Genomic DNA, 17,521 nt, shown 5'->3' on the forward strand with positions numbered 1-17,521 from the left:
GCAACCAGGTGAATGCCGGTCAAATGATCTTTACACAACGGAAGGGTTTAATTCTTTTTTTCCCGACGCCGTTTCCTCGTGCCCATCCAGCCCAAACGCAGTGTGAAGCCGCTGAACCGCCGTTTTTGCAAGTTCACGGTCAATTACGCACGAGATTTTGATTTCAGATGTGGAAACCATTTTGACCCGGACTCCGGCTTCACTCAAGCAGGAAAACATTTTGGCGGCAACCCCCGGCTTGGTCATCATGCCTACCCCTACCGCCGATACCTTGGCCAAACCGGACTCCGCCAAAATTTTGACAAAGTTCAGCTCCTCTTTAGCGCTTTGCAGAACCCGCTCTGCTTCCGCTCCCTCGTTTTCGGCGACGCTGAAGGCGACATCGATGGTTTCCTGATCATGTTCACTTTGCACGATAATATCCACATTGATGTGCGCGTCGGCCAGAAGACTGAACAACCGGGTTAATGTATGTTCATGGTTGGGCAATCCCAATACTTTAATCCTGGCCACATTGAGATCGTGAGCGATCCCTCTCACATTTAATTCCTGTTCCATTGTGCTTTCCTCCTTCACCCAAGTTCCCGGTTCATCGACAAAGCTGGAGCGCACGATCAGATCAACCTGATTGATGAGCGCTGCCTCGACGGAACGGGGATGCAGCACCCCCGCGCCCAAATGCGCCAGCTCCAGCATCTCTTCATACGAGATCTCTTCCATCTTTCTCGCGCTGGGAACAATCCGGGGATCAGCCGTAAAGACGCCGGTGACATCAGTATAAATCTCGCAATACTCTGCTTTCAGGGCCGCCGCCAAGACCACCGCGGTCGTGTCGGAACCTCCGCGCCCGAGCGTCGTGATCTCGCTGTTTGGGGAGAGCCCCTGGAAACCGGCCACGACAACCACTTCGCCCCGATTCAGGCAGTTCAGAATCGCATCCGTGTTCACATGGCGAACCATCGCTTTCCCGTGAACGTGATCGGTTTCAATCCCGGCCTGCCATCCCGTCATCGAACGGGCCTTCAGCCCCTTTTCCTGCAGTGCCATCGACAGCAAGGCGATGCTCACTTGCTCCCCCGTCGTCAAGAGCATGTCCATCTCCCTAGGTGAAGGATTTTCACTGATTTCTTTCGCCATTGCGACAAGCTGGTCTGTTGATTTCCCCATGGCCGAAACCACGACTACGCACTGGTGTCCTTTTGCCGCCGTTTTCGCAACGATCTCTGCCACGGCACGAATGCGCTCGATGCTGCCGACTGAGGTGCCGCCAAATTTTTGCACGACGATGCTCATTGTTCCTCTCCTCTCTGCTCGGTACTCGCTCATCCACTACTCTCCTGAAAAAAAAACAGAAGGCCACAGCAGAGAGTCGCTAGCTGTCGCCTTGTACCTACCAATGCTCCAGTTCGCTCGTTCCCTGCGGATTAGCGCTCCACAAAAGCAGTGGCTTCTGTGACAATACCGCCCCTGTTCGGGCACGGTACCAGCCTGCTTCGGGCCGGCAACCCAAAACAAACTTCGGCGGCATTTTCCTTTCCCTGTCCTTCCTCGTCCCCGAACTCCAGACAAGTACTGATAAAAGCCGCACCTCTATTCCACATGATCAGCGAGTCATTTCATTTCAATTGTTGTTCAGATGATAACATATCCAATATTTATACGCAATAATAGAATTTTGGTCTCATTTATTTCCTTTTCCCTGTCGATCCCATCAGCGGCGCTCACGTGCAAACGGCAGCAAATATCACCGCAGAATGTTTGGATCGGGGCAAGTCTCAAGCGATTTTGCAAGATGCTTTTCCATGAAAGCAACTTTCGGTTCCGGTTTCAGGGCCGCCTCCAATCACCGGCGCTCGATTTTTTCCGGCAGCATGTGTGTCCACGAGTGATCCTCAGCAAAAATGAATAATCATGCACATCATCTTATAAAAGCTGCACTCACCTAACTGCTCCGGCTCTCATTTCCCCCTTCCAATCCTCCTCGATCCGCTTTGCCGTCCGAATACCACCCAATGCGGCAAAGGAAGGATCTTCGGCAAAATCGGCCACAGAACTCGTATAGTAAAGCCCTTTTATCTGCCGGTCCCGGATCGGATCGTGGAACCGGGGCCGGAAACGACGGACCATTTTCCCGGGCGATACCGCCTCCTGCGTACCAATCCGTAAATCCAACTCATCCGGCCCATATACCTCTTCCACTTCCAAGGATTCCTCCAATCCTTTCAACCCCCACACCTTTTCCAGCAGAAAAAGCAAAAGATCGCGATAAGCGGTGTAAGACGGCTTCTCATTGTCCATCTTCCGAAGCGGCACGTTCACCTTCACATGCAAACGGCTTTCCGTCGCCACTCTCCCCTGTCCGGAAGCAGATGGATTCCCCACATAGATAATGGGCGACTCCGTCCATCTTTGCTGATCAAACAAGTCAATATCATGCCGCCAGTAATCGCTCGGATAAAAATAATTGTGATGGTGCAAAAAAGGAAACGGCTGCTTGACGCCCCACAGGCAGAGAAAAGCGGAACTGCCCGGCTGGTCTGAGTGCTTGACCTTCGTTCGTTCGAGCAATTCCGTTTGTGTCTGTATATTGTCAACGGCGGAAACCACCAATTGCGCGCTCCAGTTCTCTTCTTTTGCCCGGACCCCTGCCACATGGCTGCCGGAGACAAGAATCCTTTCCACCGGACAGTTCAGATGAATCGCAACCCCCAGCGATCTGGCCCGTTTCTCCAACAGCTCAATCAACCGGCCGCTCCCCCCTTCCACAAAACAGGTTCCTTGCACCAGATGCAAATAAGCGATAAAGGAAAGAAACGAAGGGGCTTCATAGGGTGAAACCCGGCCGCCGGTCACCAAGCGATTCATCATGGCAATCAAACGGGGATCTGAGAAAAAGCGGCGATGAAACGAGTCGAGGGAAACAAAAGGATGAATGGAAAACCACGCTTTGAGCCACTTCGCCGAAAACCGTTTACCGCCCTGCCCTCCGCTCTCTTCCAGCATCCACTCTTCCACCGTCTCATAGAGCCGGCCTGTTTCTGTGAGATAATCGAGAAACCCCTGCCGGTCCTCCGGTGAAAACCCGTCCAGCTGTTCAGCCATAATATCAGGGTCTGCCGATAAATCAACAATGGTTTTGTTATAAAAAAAATGGCGGCTGTTGACCTCAAGCGGAACAAAGGGCAATGGCTCAGACTCTCCTGACTGACGCATGAAGCGTTCAAAAACCCAGGGCATCAGAACCGTTGAGGAACCCGTATCGAAAAAGTAATCCCCCGCCTGCACAGAGCGAAATCTCCCGCCCAAGGCCGCTTCTTTTTCAAAGAGCGTCACTTTTACTCCGCGGGCGGCTAACTGGATGGCCGTAACAAGTCCCGCTACTCCCCCTCCGATCACCACTCCCGTTCTCATCATTCTTTCCTTCCTTTCCTGCATAGTCGATGAGTTCAAGATAGAAAATTTATCATATCCTCTTATGGCGTTCTGCAAAAAGCAAAAAAAACCTTCGCCTGGGCAACCCTCTCCATAAAGCAAAAAAGACCGCTATGCAAAGTTGAACATAACGATCGTTGGATTTGGCTTTCCGTTATTTAAACAAATCTGTCAATTGCCCCAACTGGCTTTCGATGCGGTCCAGCTGTTTTTGAATCTGCTGGAACCGGATATTCACTTCCTGGCGCACTTCATGAAGTTGTCTGGCAATCAGGGCGATATTGGTCTCCACATATTCAGAGTTAAAACTGTCGAAATTTCGCGTTTTCTGTCTGTTCCCGGTTTTGCTTTGCCTGGAATCTGCCTGCAGATAAGCAAAAACATCCTGCGCGGTTCGCACCATTGCCGCCCCCAGCCGCTCTGCCATGTTCATCACATGGGAACGAACGATTTTATAATCATTTTCCTCCAGGCATACCTGAAACAAAGCATTGATCACACCGTTGGAGAAAGCATAATTTTTTTTCAGATCATAAACCAACTGGCCCAGCGGTTTGGCAACAGGCTGTCCGCCTGTGAACTGGCCCAAAAATTCAAGCGGATCCATCGTCTCCAGTTTATGTAGCTGCTTATCTGATCCTGTCATGGCAACCTCCCGGCAAAATGGTTTAATTCTATTATACCAGCGGGCAAAAGGAAAAAGTTTCAGAAATTGAAATTGATCCCCTAAAAAAAAGATATAGCAAATGTAAAAATGATACAAGTTATCAAAAAAATAATCATAAAATGTTTGAAATAAAAAAGTCCCGCCCCTTGCGATGCAAAGAGCAGGTTACTCTGTATTGCGCAGTGATTCCTTGATCGTATGCGCCAGCTTATCCCCGATTCCCGCTTTGCGAAACTCCTCGACGGATGCTTCCCTCATTTTAGCGATGGAGCCAAAATGACGATACAGTTGCTGCTTCCGCTTGGGCCCAATTCCGGGAATCTTGTCCAGTGCCGATTCGAGCAGGTGTTTCCCCCTCGTCTGCCGGTGGAAGGTGATGGCAAAGCGGTGAACCTCTTCCTGAATGCGCCCGATCAGATAAAATTCTTGACTCCCCCGCTTTAAATTCACATTTTGCGGCGGATCCCCGGCGATTAGCCCCGCCGTCCGGTGTTTGTCGTCTTTTACCATACCGGCCAACGGAATATAAAGGCCGAGCTCGTTTTCAAGCACATCACGCGCCGCGTTGATCTGTCCCTTTCCGCCATCGACCAGAATCAGATCCGGCAACGGAAGATTTTCCTTCAACACGCGGGTATAGCGCCGCCGGATCACTTCCCGCATCGTTTTCACATCATCCGGCTGGTCGACTGTGCGGATTTTAAACTTTCGGTACTCCTTTTTCGCCGGTTTTCCGTCAATGAAGCACACCATCGCTGAAACGGGATCGGTTCCCTGAATGTTGGAGTTGTCAAAAGCTTCAATGCGGCGCGGCAATCCGATGCCAAGAACTTCTGCCAAATTCTCCAGGGCGCGGACGGTTTTCTCTTCGTCTCTTTCCATCAGTTGGAACCGCTCCTTGAGAGCGATCCGTGCATTTTCCATCGCCATGTTCACCAGATTTGCCTTCACCCCGCGCTGCGGAATCTGCACGTGAACCTCGGGCAAAAGACCCTGTAACAGTTCGAGATCGATTCCCTGTGGCAGGTGAATCTCCTTCGGCAGGCCGGGCATTTCGTGGTAAAACTGGGCGACAAACGTCAAAAAATCCTCTTCCGGCTCTTGATGGTGAGGGAAAATGGAAACTTCGCGCTCGATCAATTTCCCCTGGCGCACGAAAAAGACCTGAACACACATAAGCCCCTTTTCGGCCGCATAACCAAACACGTCACGATCAATTTGATCCTGAAAGACAATGTTTTGCTTCTCCATCGTCGCCTCAATATCCCGGAGCAGATCCCGGTACTCTTTGGCCCGCTCAAACTCCAGCCTTTCGGCTGCTTCTTCCATCTTTTTCTTCAGCTCCCGCTTCAGTTCCGGATAACCGCCGTTCAAAAAGCGGGTAATCTTTTGAGTGATCGCTTCATACTCCTCTTTATTCACTTCAAATTCACAGGGAGCCAAGCATTGCCCCATATGGTAATACAAACAAACGCGTTTGGGAATCGTTTTGCACTTTCTGAGCGGAAACAAGCGATCAAGTAATTTTTTGGTGTGCTGCGCCGCCCCTGCATGGGGATAAGGGCCAAAATACCGTGAACCGTCTTTCTTCAGATTTCGCGTCACTTCCAGGCGCGGGTGACGCTCCTTGGTCAGGCGCAGGTAAGGGTAAGACTTGTCATCCTTCAGCATGATATTGTAACGCGGCCGGTGCTTCTTGATCAGATTGCACTCCAAGATGAGAGCTTCCAGAGGGCTGCCGGTCACGATATATTCAAAATCGGCGATATCCATGACCAATCGTTGCGTTTTTCCGTCATGACTGCCGGTAAAGTAAGAACGAACCCGGTTTTTCAAGCTCTTTGCCTTGCCGACATAAATAATTTCCCCATCTTTATTTTTCATCAGGTAGCATCCCGGTTGCTCGGGCAAAAGAGCCAGCTTATCCTGAATCAGTCCCATGATACCCCTCTTTCAACATATAAAAAACTTTAAAATATTATTGGTTATCTAGATATGCAAACATGGTATATTTATCTTATCTTAACTAAAGGAGGAATTTTCTTCGTGTTACGTTTTTCCGATATTCTGCGTCAGCACGGAGTCAAAGTATGGCTCTCCAACCTGGTCGGATCGCTTGCGGTCGGCATTGTTGGAGCCTTTATTTTTGTTCTCTTCTTCTTTGCGCTCATGATTGTCGGCGGTGCTCTCCTGGTCGGATCACTGCCATCGGGAATCAGTCTGGACACCATGACCGGTGACGAGATCATCCCGATGCTCGATTCCTTTTTCTCGTCCGGCACGTTATTGATCCTGCTCCTGTTTCTGCTCATCGGCGGGATTTTGTACTTGCTTCTCGAAGCATTTCAAAACGCCGGGTCGATCAGCGTCGCCGTCCAGGCTGTCGCGGAAAACAAATCAGACATCTCTACATATTTCAGCAAAGGCTTCAAATACATGCTGAAAGCCTTTCTCGTATACCTCTTGTCTAGTTTAGCATATCTCGTGCCAGGCTTGCTGCTGTTAATCGGAATTATCGCAGCCGGGATGAATTCGCCTGTCATCGGCGCATTATTGATTCTGATCGGACTGATCGGTTTCTTCATTTTGGGCCTGGCCTTCATGCATGCTCCCTATATTCTGATCAGCGAAGATACTGACGTGATCTTATCACTCAAAAAATCCTTCCGGCTTTTCACCAAAGCGTTCGGCCGGGTGTTTGGAAGTTTCTTCTTCGCCATGTTGTTGACTGTTGCAATCGTGGTTGTTTACTTACTGGTCAGCTTTGTCTTCGTCTTTCTCGGAAATTCGGGAAATCAGGGTGTGCTCGCTGTGATGGAGCTGATTCAGTTCCTGCTCCAGATCGCAATCACTCCGTTCATCATGATGATCATCACTTTGATGATCGCCTATCGATATCATAAATATTTGCGCCCATTGATTGTCAATGTGGAGGCCGAACCTGCCGCCCCGGCAACAGACGATGCGGATGTTTCCTTTTCCATTAAGAAATCTGATCCGGATTCCCCGTCAACCGAGCGCAAAGACGATGAATAGTAAAATGCCACCAGCTTGGCTCTGGTGGCATTTTTTCTTATAAATCGCTTTTGTTCCGGTTTAGATGTGCTCTTTAATCCAGGCAACCAGTTGTTCTTTCGGTTGCAGCCCGACGGCTTTGGAAACCATTTCGCCGTTTTTGAAGAGCATCAGGGTCGGAATGCTCATTACCCCGAACTTGCCGGCTGTTTCCGGGCTGTTATCCACATTCACTTTTACGATTTTCACCTGATCGCCCATTTCACCGTCCACTTCTTCCAGGATCGGAGCCAACATGCGGCACGGACCGCACCATGGTGCCCAAAAATCGACCAACACCGAACCGGCATCAGCAGATTCGACTTCTTTATTAAAAGTTTGATCTGTAATTTCTACAATAGCCATTTGAAAAATCCTCCTCATAATCTGTTGCAAACCTGCAAACCGAACAAGCCATATAGACTGTTCTACAGAGATAGTATACCACTTGAAAAAAAAAAGTTACAACCATTCCAGACGGTGACAATACAGCAAAGAGCACAATAATCATATTGTGCTCCAGCTTGCGAATGATTGCTGATGATTTTTAATTCTGGGCGAGCAGTTTTTTAAACTCCTCTGTCAACAGAGGGACCACTTCAAACAAATCGCCGACGATCCCGTAATCAGCCACCTGGAATATCGGTGCTTCCGGATCTTTGTTGATGGCCACGATCACTTTGGAGTTTGACATGCCCGCCAGATGCTGAATCGCCCCGGAAATTCCGCATGCAATGTACAAATCAGGTGTAACCACTTTCCCGGTCTGCCCGATCTGCAGGGCATAATCACAATAACCGGAATCGCAGGCACCGCGCGAAGCCCCGACAGCACCTCCGAGAAGGCTGGCCAATTCCTCCAGCGGCTTGAAACCGTCTGCGCTTTTGACACCGCGCCCGCCGGAAACAATGATTCTCGCTTCGGAAAGATCGACTCCGTCAGTCGATTTTTTAACCACATCTTTTACAATGGTGCGCAAGAGATCAGCCGGTACATCTACTCGCAATTCCTCAACGTTGGCCTTGCGCCCTGAATCCGCTTCTCCCTTTTCAATATTGTTGGGCCGAAGCGTGGCAAAAACCGTACCTTCTTTGAACACTTTCTTCACAAACGCTTTTCCGGCATAGATCGGCCGGGTAAAGACGATTCGTCCTTCTTCAAGCTCAACTCTGGTCACGTCGGAAACAAGCCCCAATCCCAAGCGTGCCGCAATTCGCGGGGACAGATCTTTGCCGACGGCGGTATGCCCGGTGAAGATCACATCCGGGTTTATATGTTCAATCACCTTTTTAAAGGCGGCGAAATAACCATCGGTCGTATACTGATCCAATTCATGATTGGTAACGACGAGTACTTTGTCAGCCCCATGCTCGGCAAGCGGATCAACCAGGTCTTTGGCAAAGCTGCCAAACACGGCGGCTGTCACGCTCCCTCCTTCTGCCACTTTACGGGCTGCCGCCAGGGATTCCAGACTCACGTTGCGCAATTTGCCATCGCGGACATCGGCCAACACAAGTACGTTTTTGCTCATGAATTCGTTCCCCCTCGCTGTTAAATCACTTTCGCTTCGTTCCTAAGCAGTTGAACCAGTTCTTTTGCTTGGTCTTTAATATCCCCTTGCAGGATTTTCCCCGCTTGTTTTTTCGGCGGAAGGAAGACATCGATCGTTTCCGTTTTGGCCGCGATCTCTTCTTCGTCTAGATCGAGATCATCCAATTCCAAGCGCGTAAGCGGTTTCTTTTTTGCTTTCATAATACCCGGAAGCGAAGGATAACGCGGGTCGTTCAGCCCCTGTTGGGCCGTGACCAGGATCGGAAGACTGGAGTCAATCAGCTCGACATCCCCCTCCACATCTTTTTCCACCGACACTTTGTTCCCATCGATATCCAGCTTGGTAATAGTGGAAATATGAGGGATTTCCAAAAGCTCTGCCAAACGCGGCCCCACTTGTGCCGAGCCGTCATCCACGGCCATATAACCGCACAGGATAATATCGAAGGCGAGATCCTCTTCCTTGATGGTGGCAGCCAGGATTTTTGCAATGGTATGTTCATCCGGCTCTTCTTCCAATTCTTCGATGTCCACGATCACCCCTTTGTCAGCACCCATCGCCATCGCCGTGCGCAAAGCTTGTTCCGCGCGCTCCGGCCCGATCGTGATCACCGTCACCTCGCCGCCGTGCTTCTCCTTGAGGCGAATGGCTTCTTCCACGGCATATTCATCATAAGGGTTGATGACAAACTCCACCCCGTCTTCGCTGATGCGGCCATTCTCAATGGTAATGCGCTCTTCGGTGTCAAAAGTCTGTTTGAGGCATACAAGGATGTTCATGGTCACTCTCCCCCTAACCTTACGCGAAGATTTTCTTTAATCCCCCATACCAGAGATGAACAAACGGTGAATCTCATCCACTTGATCGAGCAAACTGTATTTATGGTTGTTCATAATCCATGATGTCACCGTCTCATCCAACGTCCCGAAAATCATTTTCCTTGTGATGCGCACATCGAGATCGCTGCGGAAAATGCCTGTTTCGATACCACGCTCGATGATCTGGTCAATCACATTCAAATACCTTTTCAAGATCTCCCCAATCCCCTTGCGCACTTCAGGATTGGACTGCCTCAATTCGATCTGGGTGACAAGGGCGAGCTCATGATCCCGCTCCAAATGCTGAAAATGGAGTTGAATCAGTTTATAGAGCTGATCTGAAGGGGATTTAATCTGTTTGAGCTCCTCTTCAACCTTGGTGATGAAAGAACCCATTTTTTCACTGAACAAAGAGATCAGTACATCATCTTTGTTTTCAAAGTATAAGTAAATGGTACCGTCTGCCACCTTGGCTTCACGGGCGATCTTTGACACCTGTGCATTGTGATAGCCATATTTCGCGATCACGCGAATGGCAGCCTCAATGATCGCTTCATACTTTTCTCCGGTCCGTTTAGCCATGGCTCAAATCCTCTCAGTATTTTACGATGAATGACTATTCATTCAATTTAAGTTTAGGTTAATACTTCCCAATTGTCAATGCATTTATACACATTTTACAGGTTATAATTAAACGTATTATTTGACTTTTCCTTCCGGCATTTTCTGGAATTACTGCGCTTTTTGTTGCAACTTCACTTTTTCCTCTTCAACCAAAACGCGGCGCAATACTTTGCCAACGGAAGATTTGGGCAGTTCATCGCGGAATTCATACAAACGCGGAACCTTGTAACTGGCAAGTCGGGCCCGGCAAAACTGGTTCAGCTCATCTTCCGTCACCTGCTGTCCTTTTTTCAGCACGATGAAAGCTTTCACCGTCTCCCCCCGATACGGGTCGGGCACACCGACAACCGACGCCTCTTCAATCGCCGGATGCTCAAACAGGATTTCCTCCACTTCGCGCGGATAGATATTGAAGCCGCCGGCAATGATCGTATCCTTCTTCCGGTCGATAATATAAAAGTAGCCGTCTTCATCCATGCGCCCGATATCTCCCGTGCTTAACCAGCCGTCTTTCAATACTTGCTTTGTCTCTTCCGGCCGGTTCCAATATCCTTTCATCACCTGAGGCCCTTTCACTTGCAACTCTCCCACTTCTCCGGGCCGCAGCACCTCGCCAGTCTCGGGATCTACAATGCGCGCATCCGTATCCGGCCATGGCAACCCGATCGTCGAATTTTTCACGCGTTCCCAGACGAGATTGGAATGGGTCACAGGTGAAGTTTCCGTCATTCCGTAACCTTCCAGCAGCCTTCCTCCGGTCAGCTTTTCAAACTGTTCCTGCACTTCGACCGGCAGTGGGGCAGACCCGCTGAGACATGCCTCGATCGACGACAGATCGTACTGATCAATTGAGGGATGATTGATCAGCCCCACATACATGGTTGGTGCCCCGGGAAAATATGTAGGTCGGTATTTGTTAATTAATTGCAAAATCAAATCTCTGTCAAACTTGGGCACCAAAATAATGGTGGATGCCAGCCGAATTGCAAAATTCATCACCACCGTCATGCCATAGACATGAAAGAACGGCAAAGCGCCCAGGATCTTGTCCTTTCCCCTTTTCGCTTTGTACAGCCATGCTTCCGCCTGTAAACAATTGACGACCAAATTGCGATGGGTCAGCATGGCGCCTTTGGCCAAGCCCGTCGTTCCGCCGGTATATTGCAACAGGGCCAGGTCGTCCCCCGACTCGTACACGGCATCAACCGGCTTGGGAAGCGCTTTCTTTAGCAGCCTGACAAAAGAATGAACGTGATCGTTGTATTCCACCTTGACCGATGTCCCATCTATTTTTGATTTTAACGCAAACAGCCAATTTTTCGGGAACGGAAGATAATCTTTGATCCCGGTCACAATGATTCTTTTCAGTTCAGTGACCGGTTCTACTTCCCTGACCTTCGGCAGGACGGCATCAAGACAAACAATCGTTTCGGTCCCAGAATCCTTTAATTGATGCTCCAACTCTTTTCGCATATAGAGCGGGTTGATCTGGACGACGACTGCTCCCAAAAAAAGCGTCGCATAATAGGCGATAATCGCCTGGGGTGAATTGGGAAGCATGATGCCGACCCGCTCTCCTCTTTTAACCCCCAATGATTTCAAGGCATTTGCAAAGCGGTATACCTGGTCGAGCAGCTGACTGAAAGTGAGGCGTTTTCCCAAAAAAATAACTGCATCGCGATCAGGAAAATCCTTAGCCGCATCAATTAAGAAGCGGGTAATGGGGATATCGGGATAATTCAGTTTAGCCGGCACCTCTGGAGGATAATGCTTGAGCCAAATTCTTTCTGTCCCAGCCATGAGAACGCCCTCCTTTGCTGACTGAACAGTCATTCAAGAATGGGGTATAACTATTTAGAATATATTTTATGATCACTCAAAATTATTTTATCTAATTTTCCCGCTTTTTTAAACCTCAATTTTATGTTCTGCCGAAAATGAAAAAGGGATTTGCATGCGATATTCCGTCTTCACCACTATATGTTTGCAATCCATCCAATGATATGCTTGAAATGCCGGGACACGATCAAGAATGCCGGCTCAATCCCGGAATGAAAACTTAAGCATTGATCAGGGAGCGAGTGCACCACGCGCCGATCTGAAACCAATTTTTAAGAAAACGGGGGAAAGAGATGTATTTCAAAATTTTAAAATGGCTGGGATATCTCATTATGATTATGGCTGTATGCATCGCTGCCATCTTATTTCTCGTCAGTCATGACCCTGAAGTATTGCAAAAACTGAGTTATGATATGTTAATTTTGGGCTTGATCGGCTGTGCTTTGGTCTATTTCAGCCTGTTTGGGCAGCGCTTTCCTCAGTTCCATTCCCATATCGAAAGAATTGCCACGATCTCTTTGTTAATCATTTCATTACTTTTAATCAAGCCGGATGGAGAAGTGATTGCTTCGGTCATTTCCGCGATTGTCACCGCTTTAACCTTTGTCATCGGTCTCTACTTTAACACCCGGATCATCAACGAATCCAACCAAAACAGGCATGCAAAAGATATCCTCATGAACAGCCTGAAATGGGAACGGTTCATTCATGATCACCTCTGGCTTCTGCCTGACCAGATCCTCCAAGATGTCCTGGACATCCGGCAGATGTTGCACTCCATTGATCTGAAACTGCACGATCCTGCCTCCGCACAAACAAATGAGATATCAGAAGAGTTAAAAAATGATCTCCATTCCTTGCACGAAAAGATCGGACTCCTCTTTCTTCACATACGGTCAGATTTACAAATTCCAACCTCAGAAGCGTCTGTCTCCGTTCTGACCAGGCAAGCATCCGACAGGAGCAAAGGCGTCTGAAATGACGATCGCAAGGCAAATGCCAAACCGGCGCGGGAATCCGAAGTCTCTCATAACCGGGAAGTTTCGCATAGCGTTGCCTCGTTCTGTGTTAAACTGAATCCTGTAGCCGAAACAACGAAATGAACTCAGCAGATGGCAACTTCCAAGGAAGCGATTTTTGACAGGGGCACCTGCTTCGTTCCAACTTTCTAATCCATACCTTAAGCTGAATTAAAAGGAGCTATGATATGAACTACGATGTTATTGTCATTGGCGGCGGCCCCGCCGGTTTGATGGCAAGCGCCTCGGCTGGAATGCACGGGGCCAGGGTCCTGCTGTTGGATAAAGGCGAAAAACTGGGTAAAAAGCTGGCCATTTCCGGTGGCGGGCGGTGCAATGTGACAAACAATAAAGAAATTGATGAACTGATCCGGAATATTCCCGGAAACGGGCGCTTTTTGTACAGCGTCTTTTCCATTTTTAACAACCGTGACATCATCCGCTTTTTTGAAGATTTGGGGGTCAGTCTGAAAGAGGAGGACAACGGGCGGATGTTTCCGGTCACAGACAGCGCCAAATCGGTAGTCCAGGCTTTTATCAAAAAAGTGAAAGCCGTCGGCACGGAAATTCGCGTCAATCTGCCGGTCAAGCGCATCCTTTATGAAGGGGGGAAAGTAAAAGGCGTTGAATGCCGGAACGGGCAATCTTTTTTTGCCCCTGCCGTCATCGTGGCGACAGGCGGGAAAGCCGCCTCCCATACCGGTTCGACCGGTGACGGATATGCGTGGGCAACCGAAGCGGGCCACACGATTACCGAACTTTTTCCCACTGAAGTCCCGCTTACGTCCGCGGAACCCCTGATTAAAAACAAAATATTGCAGGGCTTGTCCCTTCGCGATGTAGTGTTAACCGTCTACAACCCAAAGGGAAAAAAACTGGTCGAACATCGCGGTGATGTCCTCTTCACCCATTTCGGGCTCTCCGGTCCCGCCGCGCTTCGCTGCAGCCAGTTTGTCGTGAAAGCACTGAAGAAATTCGGAACGCCTTCCATCCCTTTGGCAATCAATCTTTTTCCGGATGTCAGACCTGATCAACTGGAACAAGAGTGGGGAAAAGTTTGCCGAAAACAGCCCAAAAAAACCGTGCGCAACGCCCTGAAACCCTTTCTTCCCGACCGGATGATCCCTGTGCTCACCGAGCGGGCGGAGATTTCCGGGGACTTGACCTGCTCCCATCTCTCCCGTGAACAGCTGGAAAAACTCTGCCAGACAGCCCGGCATTTTACCCTGGCCATCAACGGAACATTGTCCCTGGAAAAAGCATTTGTCACCGGGGGCGGCGTCCATGTAAAAGAAATTGATCCCAAAACGATGCAATCCAAAAAAATGCAAGGCTTATATTTTTGCGGCGAAATTCTGGACATTCATGGCTATACCGGCGGTTATAACATCACAGCTGCCACCTGCACGGGATATGTCGCCGGAAAAAGCGCCGCGGAGCAGGTGATCGGGCAGCGGGCATCCCTATCATGACTTGACATGAAACCGAAGAAATCCGCCTCCTCTGACCAGACATCCGCTATCACGAAAAAGGAGACAAATGGAAGAGTCCTTTTCCCTTTTTTCCTGAAACGGGCTCTCATATAATAATAGAGAAGCACTCATCAATGGCAGGAGTGAATGGAAGTGAAAACAACTTGGTTGAAACGTTGCGGTTTCTGTTTGGCAGCCGCCGGTTTATCTTTGACTCTGGCTTTTGGTTCAATCTCTGATGCACATGCTGCGGCAGAGTATGTAAATCCGCACAGTGACGAGATTCAGTTTGAGGGTACCAGCGGATGGATCAACGGAGGAAAATATTTCGATTTTGACGGTAAAGACGACAACATCACCGGAAAACTCTTTTTCAACAAAGAGGGAGTGGCCGAAGTCATTTTTGACATTTATGATGAGCACGGAAACTTGGTGCGCACCCATCACAAGCTGGCCACAGAACCGCCAAATCCAGGCGGGAGTGATTTTGTCGGCTACAACTTTTATCCCAAACTCAAGGCAGGAAAATACCGGATCATGGTAAAACGGACAACCGGCCTGGGCATGGGCTGGGTTAACTATTAACCAATCCCCGTAACATTTCCCCCGGGAGGATGATCAGCGTTTGGCCGTAAAAAGGAAGCATGGGAAACTGCCGATGCCGTTATCCCTCTTCCTTTTCATTAATGAAGGCCAATCTGCGATAATCCTCCCCTTTTCATTTTCTCCCTGCAATGCCTTCCTTTTTAGATACTGCAAGCGGAAAAATATTAAATCTCTTCTTGCAATTTCATCGTTTCCTGTTTCTTCCAATCGAATCGTTATCTTAAACCTCCCTCTCTTTTTTTAAATCTTACCGTTCATACCTGTGCAATCTGATTAAATACGGATTTTTAAATTCATTTTTTTTAAAAACATCAAATTTGAACCTCTTTTTCGTCTAAAATATAGACAAACGAAACAGGAACCAATATGATAAAAGCGGAGAGGTGATTTTAAGTGAATGCACAAGATTTGAAATCCTTGGGCGAAGCTCTCCGAAGAATCCGAAAGGAAAAAGGGTTCCGTCTCAAGGACTTGGAAGATCATCGCATCTCCTTCGCCACCATCAGCAGCATTGAACGCGGTGTTCCAACAGTCAAACCGCAAAATCGCATTTACTACTGCCAAAAACTCGGGTTTGATATTGAGGATCTTCCTTCACTCATCAATAAAGAACGGGAAAACCGAAGCCAGATCGAAAACCTGTTGTTTCTGATCGAAACCTGCATCAATCTCGATTGCGACGGTGCCCTGGAACGGTTGCGCATGTTGCAACAAGAGAGCAAGGGGCAGTTTATGGATATTATCCTTTACTTAAAAGGTTTATGTTACATGAAGAAAAATAACTTAAAAGCAGCAGAAAAATATATAAACCAAGCAATCGAATTGATTGATTCCGGGAAAGGCACCATGAACGAAAATAATATTAAAGCTGCCTGTTTCAACGAACTGGGGCGAATCTACTATTTGCGGGATAATAACCTGAATAAAGCACTCGATTTTGTTAATAAAGGGCTGAACGTGTTCATCAAGAGCGGAGACCGCCAAGAATTGCAATATGAATTATTAATTGGAAAAGTTTCCTATCTGGAAAAATTGTACCGCACGGATGAAGCTTTGCAAACCCTCGATGAACTATGGGCCTCGATCCAAAATATAAATCGCCTGGATGTCAAACTCAATATGTATGAACTGAAAGCGACATTGTTAAACCAGAAGAAAAAATTTCAAACCGCCCTCACCTTTGCCAAAGAAGGCTTATACATCGCCAGGGCAAACGGAACGCATGAACAAGCGGTCCGCCTGTTGACAGTATGGGGCAATATCCTGCAGAATGCCGGTGATCTGCAAACGGCGGAAAACTGTTATCAACTGGCGCTCCGGTTGGAGAATAAATTGAAGGATAAGAAATATGTTCTCGTCTCCACCTTGACCCAACTGGGCAAACTGTACGGAAAAAGGGGAGAATGGGAACAATCGTTCAACTGTTTGAATATGGCGGTGAACAGGGGAAGAAAATATAATGATGCACACCGCTTCTGCGAATCGTTAATGGCACTGGGCGATTATTATCTGGAAACAGACGAATATGCCAAGGCGATCACCCCCTATGAAGAGGCTCTGGAAATAAGCACACAATATAATTTCTCCCGGCAAAAGGAAAAATCACTGCTCAACCTGTCAGAATGTTGGAAGAAGATGGGGAATACAGAAAAATATGTCGCCCTGCTCGACGAGTTGCAATCCGAACTCCGTCTTCGCGAACAAGAAGGGTTGGAAACTTGACACTGTCAAGGCCAATCCTTCTTCTGTTCTCCCCTCCCGTCCTCACCGGGAAGAGGCAATCCCGGAATGGATTGCTCAACCGGGATAATATCCCCTTTTCGGCCATAGTACAAAATCCGCAAATACTCTCCATAGACGATCTGCCGGTGATCAGGCCGGTTCATCCAACCCGTTTCAGTCACAGCCTCCTGATTGATCGAAGTATAAGCCGGATACGGGGCGCAATACAGATCGCCGGGCAGATGCCGACGCAGGGTCCGCCATTGCCGTCCGGCAGCATAAGCCTTGCACACAAACAGAAGCCGCCGGATTCGGGTAAAATCGAATATCTCCTTGGCAAACAGCACGTTTTCCAAGGAATTGGCCGACCGGTCCTCGATGAAAATGCATTCGCCCGGTACCCCGAGCTCCATTAACTTCTGCCTGATCACGCGGGATTCGGGAGTTTTGCCGTAAGTCCAGCTTTCGTGTCTGGTCGCTCCCTCCTTATATCCTCCCGTCACTAGAATCAACGGTGCCAACCCCTGATCGTAAGCCTTCTTCGCCGTCTCCCAGATCATCGGATAGGAACCGCCGAAGACAAAAAGCAAATCAAACGGTTTTTCATAGTCAAAGCGGTCACGATGCAGAAATGTCAATTTCGTGATTTCCTCCATCTGCTCCTGCGTCAAAGGAGGCAGTTCCGGAAATTTTGGAATATCCATTTCGGCTTCCCT

The 17,521-nt window shown here is 48.6% G+C and carries 15 protein-coding genes and 1 riboswitch; of the genes, 5 read left to right on the plus strand and 10 right to left on the minus strand.

Features of this window, described 5'->3' with window-relative positions:
* Positions 1-30: 30 nt before the first annotated feature.
* The 4 genes from I8U19_RS05220 to uvrC form a co-directional block, all read right to left on the minus strand.
* A complete protein-coding gene (locus I8U19_RS05220; protein WP_198055504.1) occupies positions 31-1,293 on the minus strand; it encodes an aspartate kinase in 1,263 nt (420 codons plus the stop codon).
* A gap of 124 nt (positions 1,294-1,417) precedes the next feature.
* Positions 1,418-1,601: riboswitch (Lysine riboswitch) on the minus strand.
* A gap of 337 nt (positions 1,602-1,938) precedes the next feature.
* The gene (locus I8U19_RS05230; protein ID WP_198055376.1) at positions 1,939-3,411 is read right to left on the minus strand and encodes a phytoene desaturase family protein; all 1,473 of its coding nucleotides are present in this window, start codon (positions 3,409-3,411) and stop codon (positions 1,939-1,941) included.
* Positions 3,412-3,586: 175 nt separating this feature from the next.
* Positions 3,587-4,078: a replication initiation and membrane attachment family protein gene (locus I8U19_RS05235; RefSeq protein WP_198055377.1), complete on the minus strand. Its 492-nt coding sequence runs from the start codon at positions 4,076-4,078 to the stop codon at positions 3,587-3,589.
* A 186-nt stretch (positions 4,079-4,264) separates the two neighbouring features.
* Positions 4,265-6,040 carry an excinuclease ABC subunit UvrC gene (gene uvrC, locus I8U19_RS05240; RefSeq protein WP_033102109.1) on the minus strand — a complete coding sequence of 592 codons (1,776 nt, stop codon included), beginning with the start codon at positions 6,038-6,040 and terminating at the stop codon, positions 4,265-4,267.
* Positions 6,041-6,145: 105 nt separating this feature from the next.
* Between uvrC and I8U19_RS05245 the strand changes: the two genes are divergently transcribed.
* Positions 6,146-7,135: a hypothetical protein gene (locus I8U19_RS05245; RefSeq protein ID WP_198055378.1), complete on the plus strand. Its 990-nt coding sequence runs from the start codon at positions 6,146-6,148 to the stop codon at positions 7,133-7,135.
* Positions 7,136-7,195: 60 nt separating this feature from the next.
* On the opposite strand, the gene trxA is transcribed toward I8U19_RS05245, so the two are convergent.
* The 5 genes from trxA to I8U19_RS05270 form a co-directional block, all read right to left on the minus strand.
* Entirely contained in the window at positions 7,196-7,519 is a 324-nt protein-coding gene (gene trxA, locus I8U19_RS05250) for a thioredoxin (protein ID WP_033102107.1), read from the minus strand.
* A gap of 181 nt (positions 7,520-7,700) precedes the next feature.
* A complete protein-coding gene (locus I8U19_RS05255; RefSeq protein WP_198055379.1) occupies positions 7,701-8,684 on the minus strand; it encodes an electron transfer flavoprotein subunit alpha/FixB family protein in 984 nt (327 codons plus the stop codon).
* A 20-nt stretch (positions 8,685-8,704) separates the two neighbouring features.
* Entirely contained in the window at positions 8,705-9,484 is a 780-nt protein-coding gene (locus I8U19_RS05260) for an electron transfer flavoprotein subunit beta/FixA family protein (RefSeq protein WP_033102105.1), read from the minus strand.
* A gap of 36 nt (positions 9,485-9,520) precedes the next feature.
* On the minus strand, positions 9,521-10,105 hold the full coding sequence (locus I8U19_RS05265) for a fatty acid metabolism transcriptional regulator FadR (protein ID WP_033102104.1): 585 nt from the start codon (positions 10,103-10,105) through the stop codon (positions 9,521-9,523).
* A gap of 150 nt (positions 10,106-10,255) precedes the next feature.
* Entirely contained in the window at positions 10,256-11,947 is a 1,692-nt protein-coding gene (locus tag I8U19_RS05270; protein WP_033102103.1) for an AMP-binding protein, read from the minus strand.
* A 332-nt stretch (positions 11,948-12,279) separates the two neighbouring features.
* On the opposite strand from I8U19_RS05270, the gene I8U19_RS05275 reads away from it, so the two are divergent.
* From I8U19_RS05275 to I8U19_RS05290, 4 genes are all read left to right on the plus strand, one after another.
* On the plus strand, positions 12,280-12,963 hold the full coding sequence (locus tag I8U19_RS05275) for a hypothetical protein (RefSeq protein ID WP_198055380.1): 684 nt from the start codon (positions 12,280-12,282) through the stop codon (positions 12,961-12,963).
* A 230-nt stretch (positions 12,964-13,193) separates the two neighbouring features.
* Complete coding sequence (locus I8U19_RS05280; RefSeq protein WP_033102101.1) at positions 13,194-14,477, plus strand: BaiN/RdsA family NAD(P)/FAD-dependent oxidoreductase; 1,284 nt, start codon at positions 13,194-13,196, stop codon at positions 14,475-14,477.
* A gap of 153 nt (positions 14,478-14,630) precedes the next feature.
* Positions 14,631-15,062, plus strand: coding sequence for a hypothetical protein (locus tag I8U19_RS05285; RefSeq protein WP_033102100.1), 432 nt, complete (start codon positions 14,631-14,633; stop codon positions 15,060-15,062).
* 414 nt (positions 15,063-15,476) lie between these two features.
* Complete coding sequence (locus I8U19_RS05290; protein WP_198055381.1) at positions 15,477-16,805, plus strand: helix-turn-helix domain-containing protein; 1,329 nt, start codon at positions 15,477-15,479, stop codon at positions 16,803-16,805.
* A 5-nt stretch (positions 16,806-16,810) separates the two neighbouring features.
* On the opposite strand, the gene I8U19_RS05295 is transcribed toward I8U19_RS05290, so the two are convergent.
* The gene (locus I8U19_RS05295; protein WP_198055382.1) at positions 16,811-17,509 is read right to left on the minus strand and encodes a YdcF family protein; all 699 of its coding nucleotides are present in this window, start codon (positions 17,507-17,509) and stop codon (positions 16,811-16,813) included.
* Between the last annotated feature and the right edge of the window lie 12 nt (positions 17,510-17,521).

Source organism: Thermoactinomyces sp. CICC 10523, from assembly GCF_016055105.1.
In the GTDB taxonomy this organism is placed as follows: Bacteria; Bacillota; Bacilli; order Thermoactinomycetales; family Thermoactinomycetaceae; genus Thermoactinomyces_A; species Thermoactinomyces_A daqus.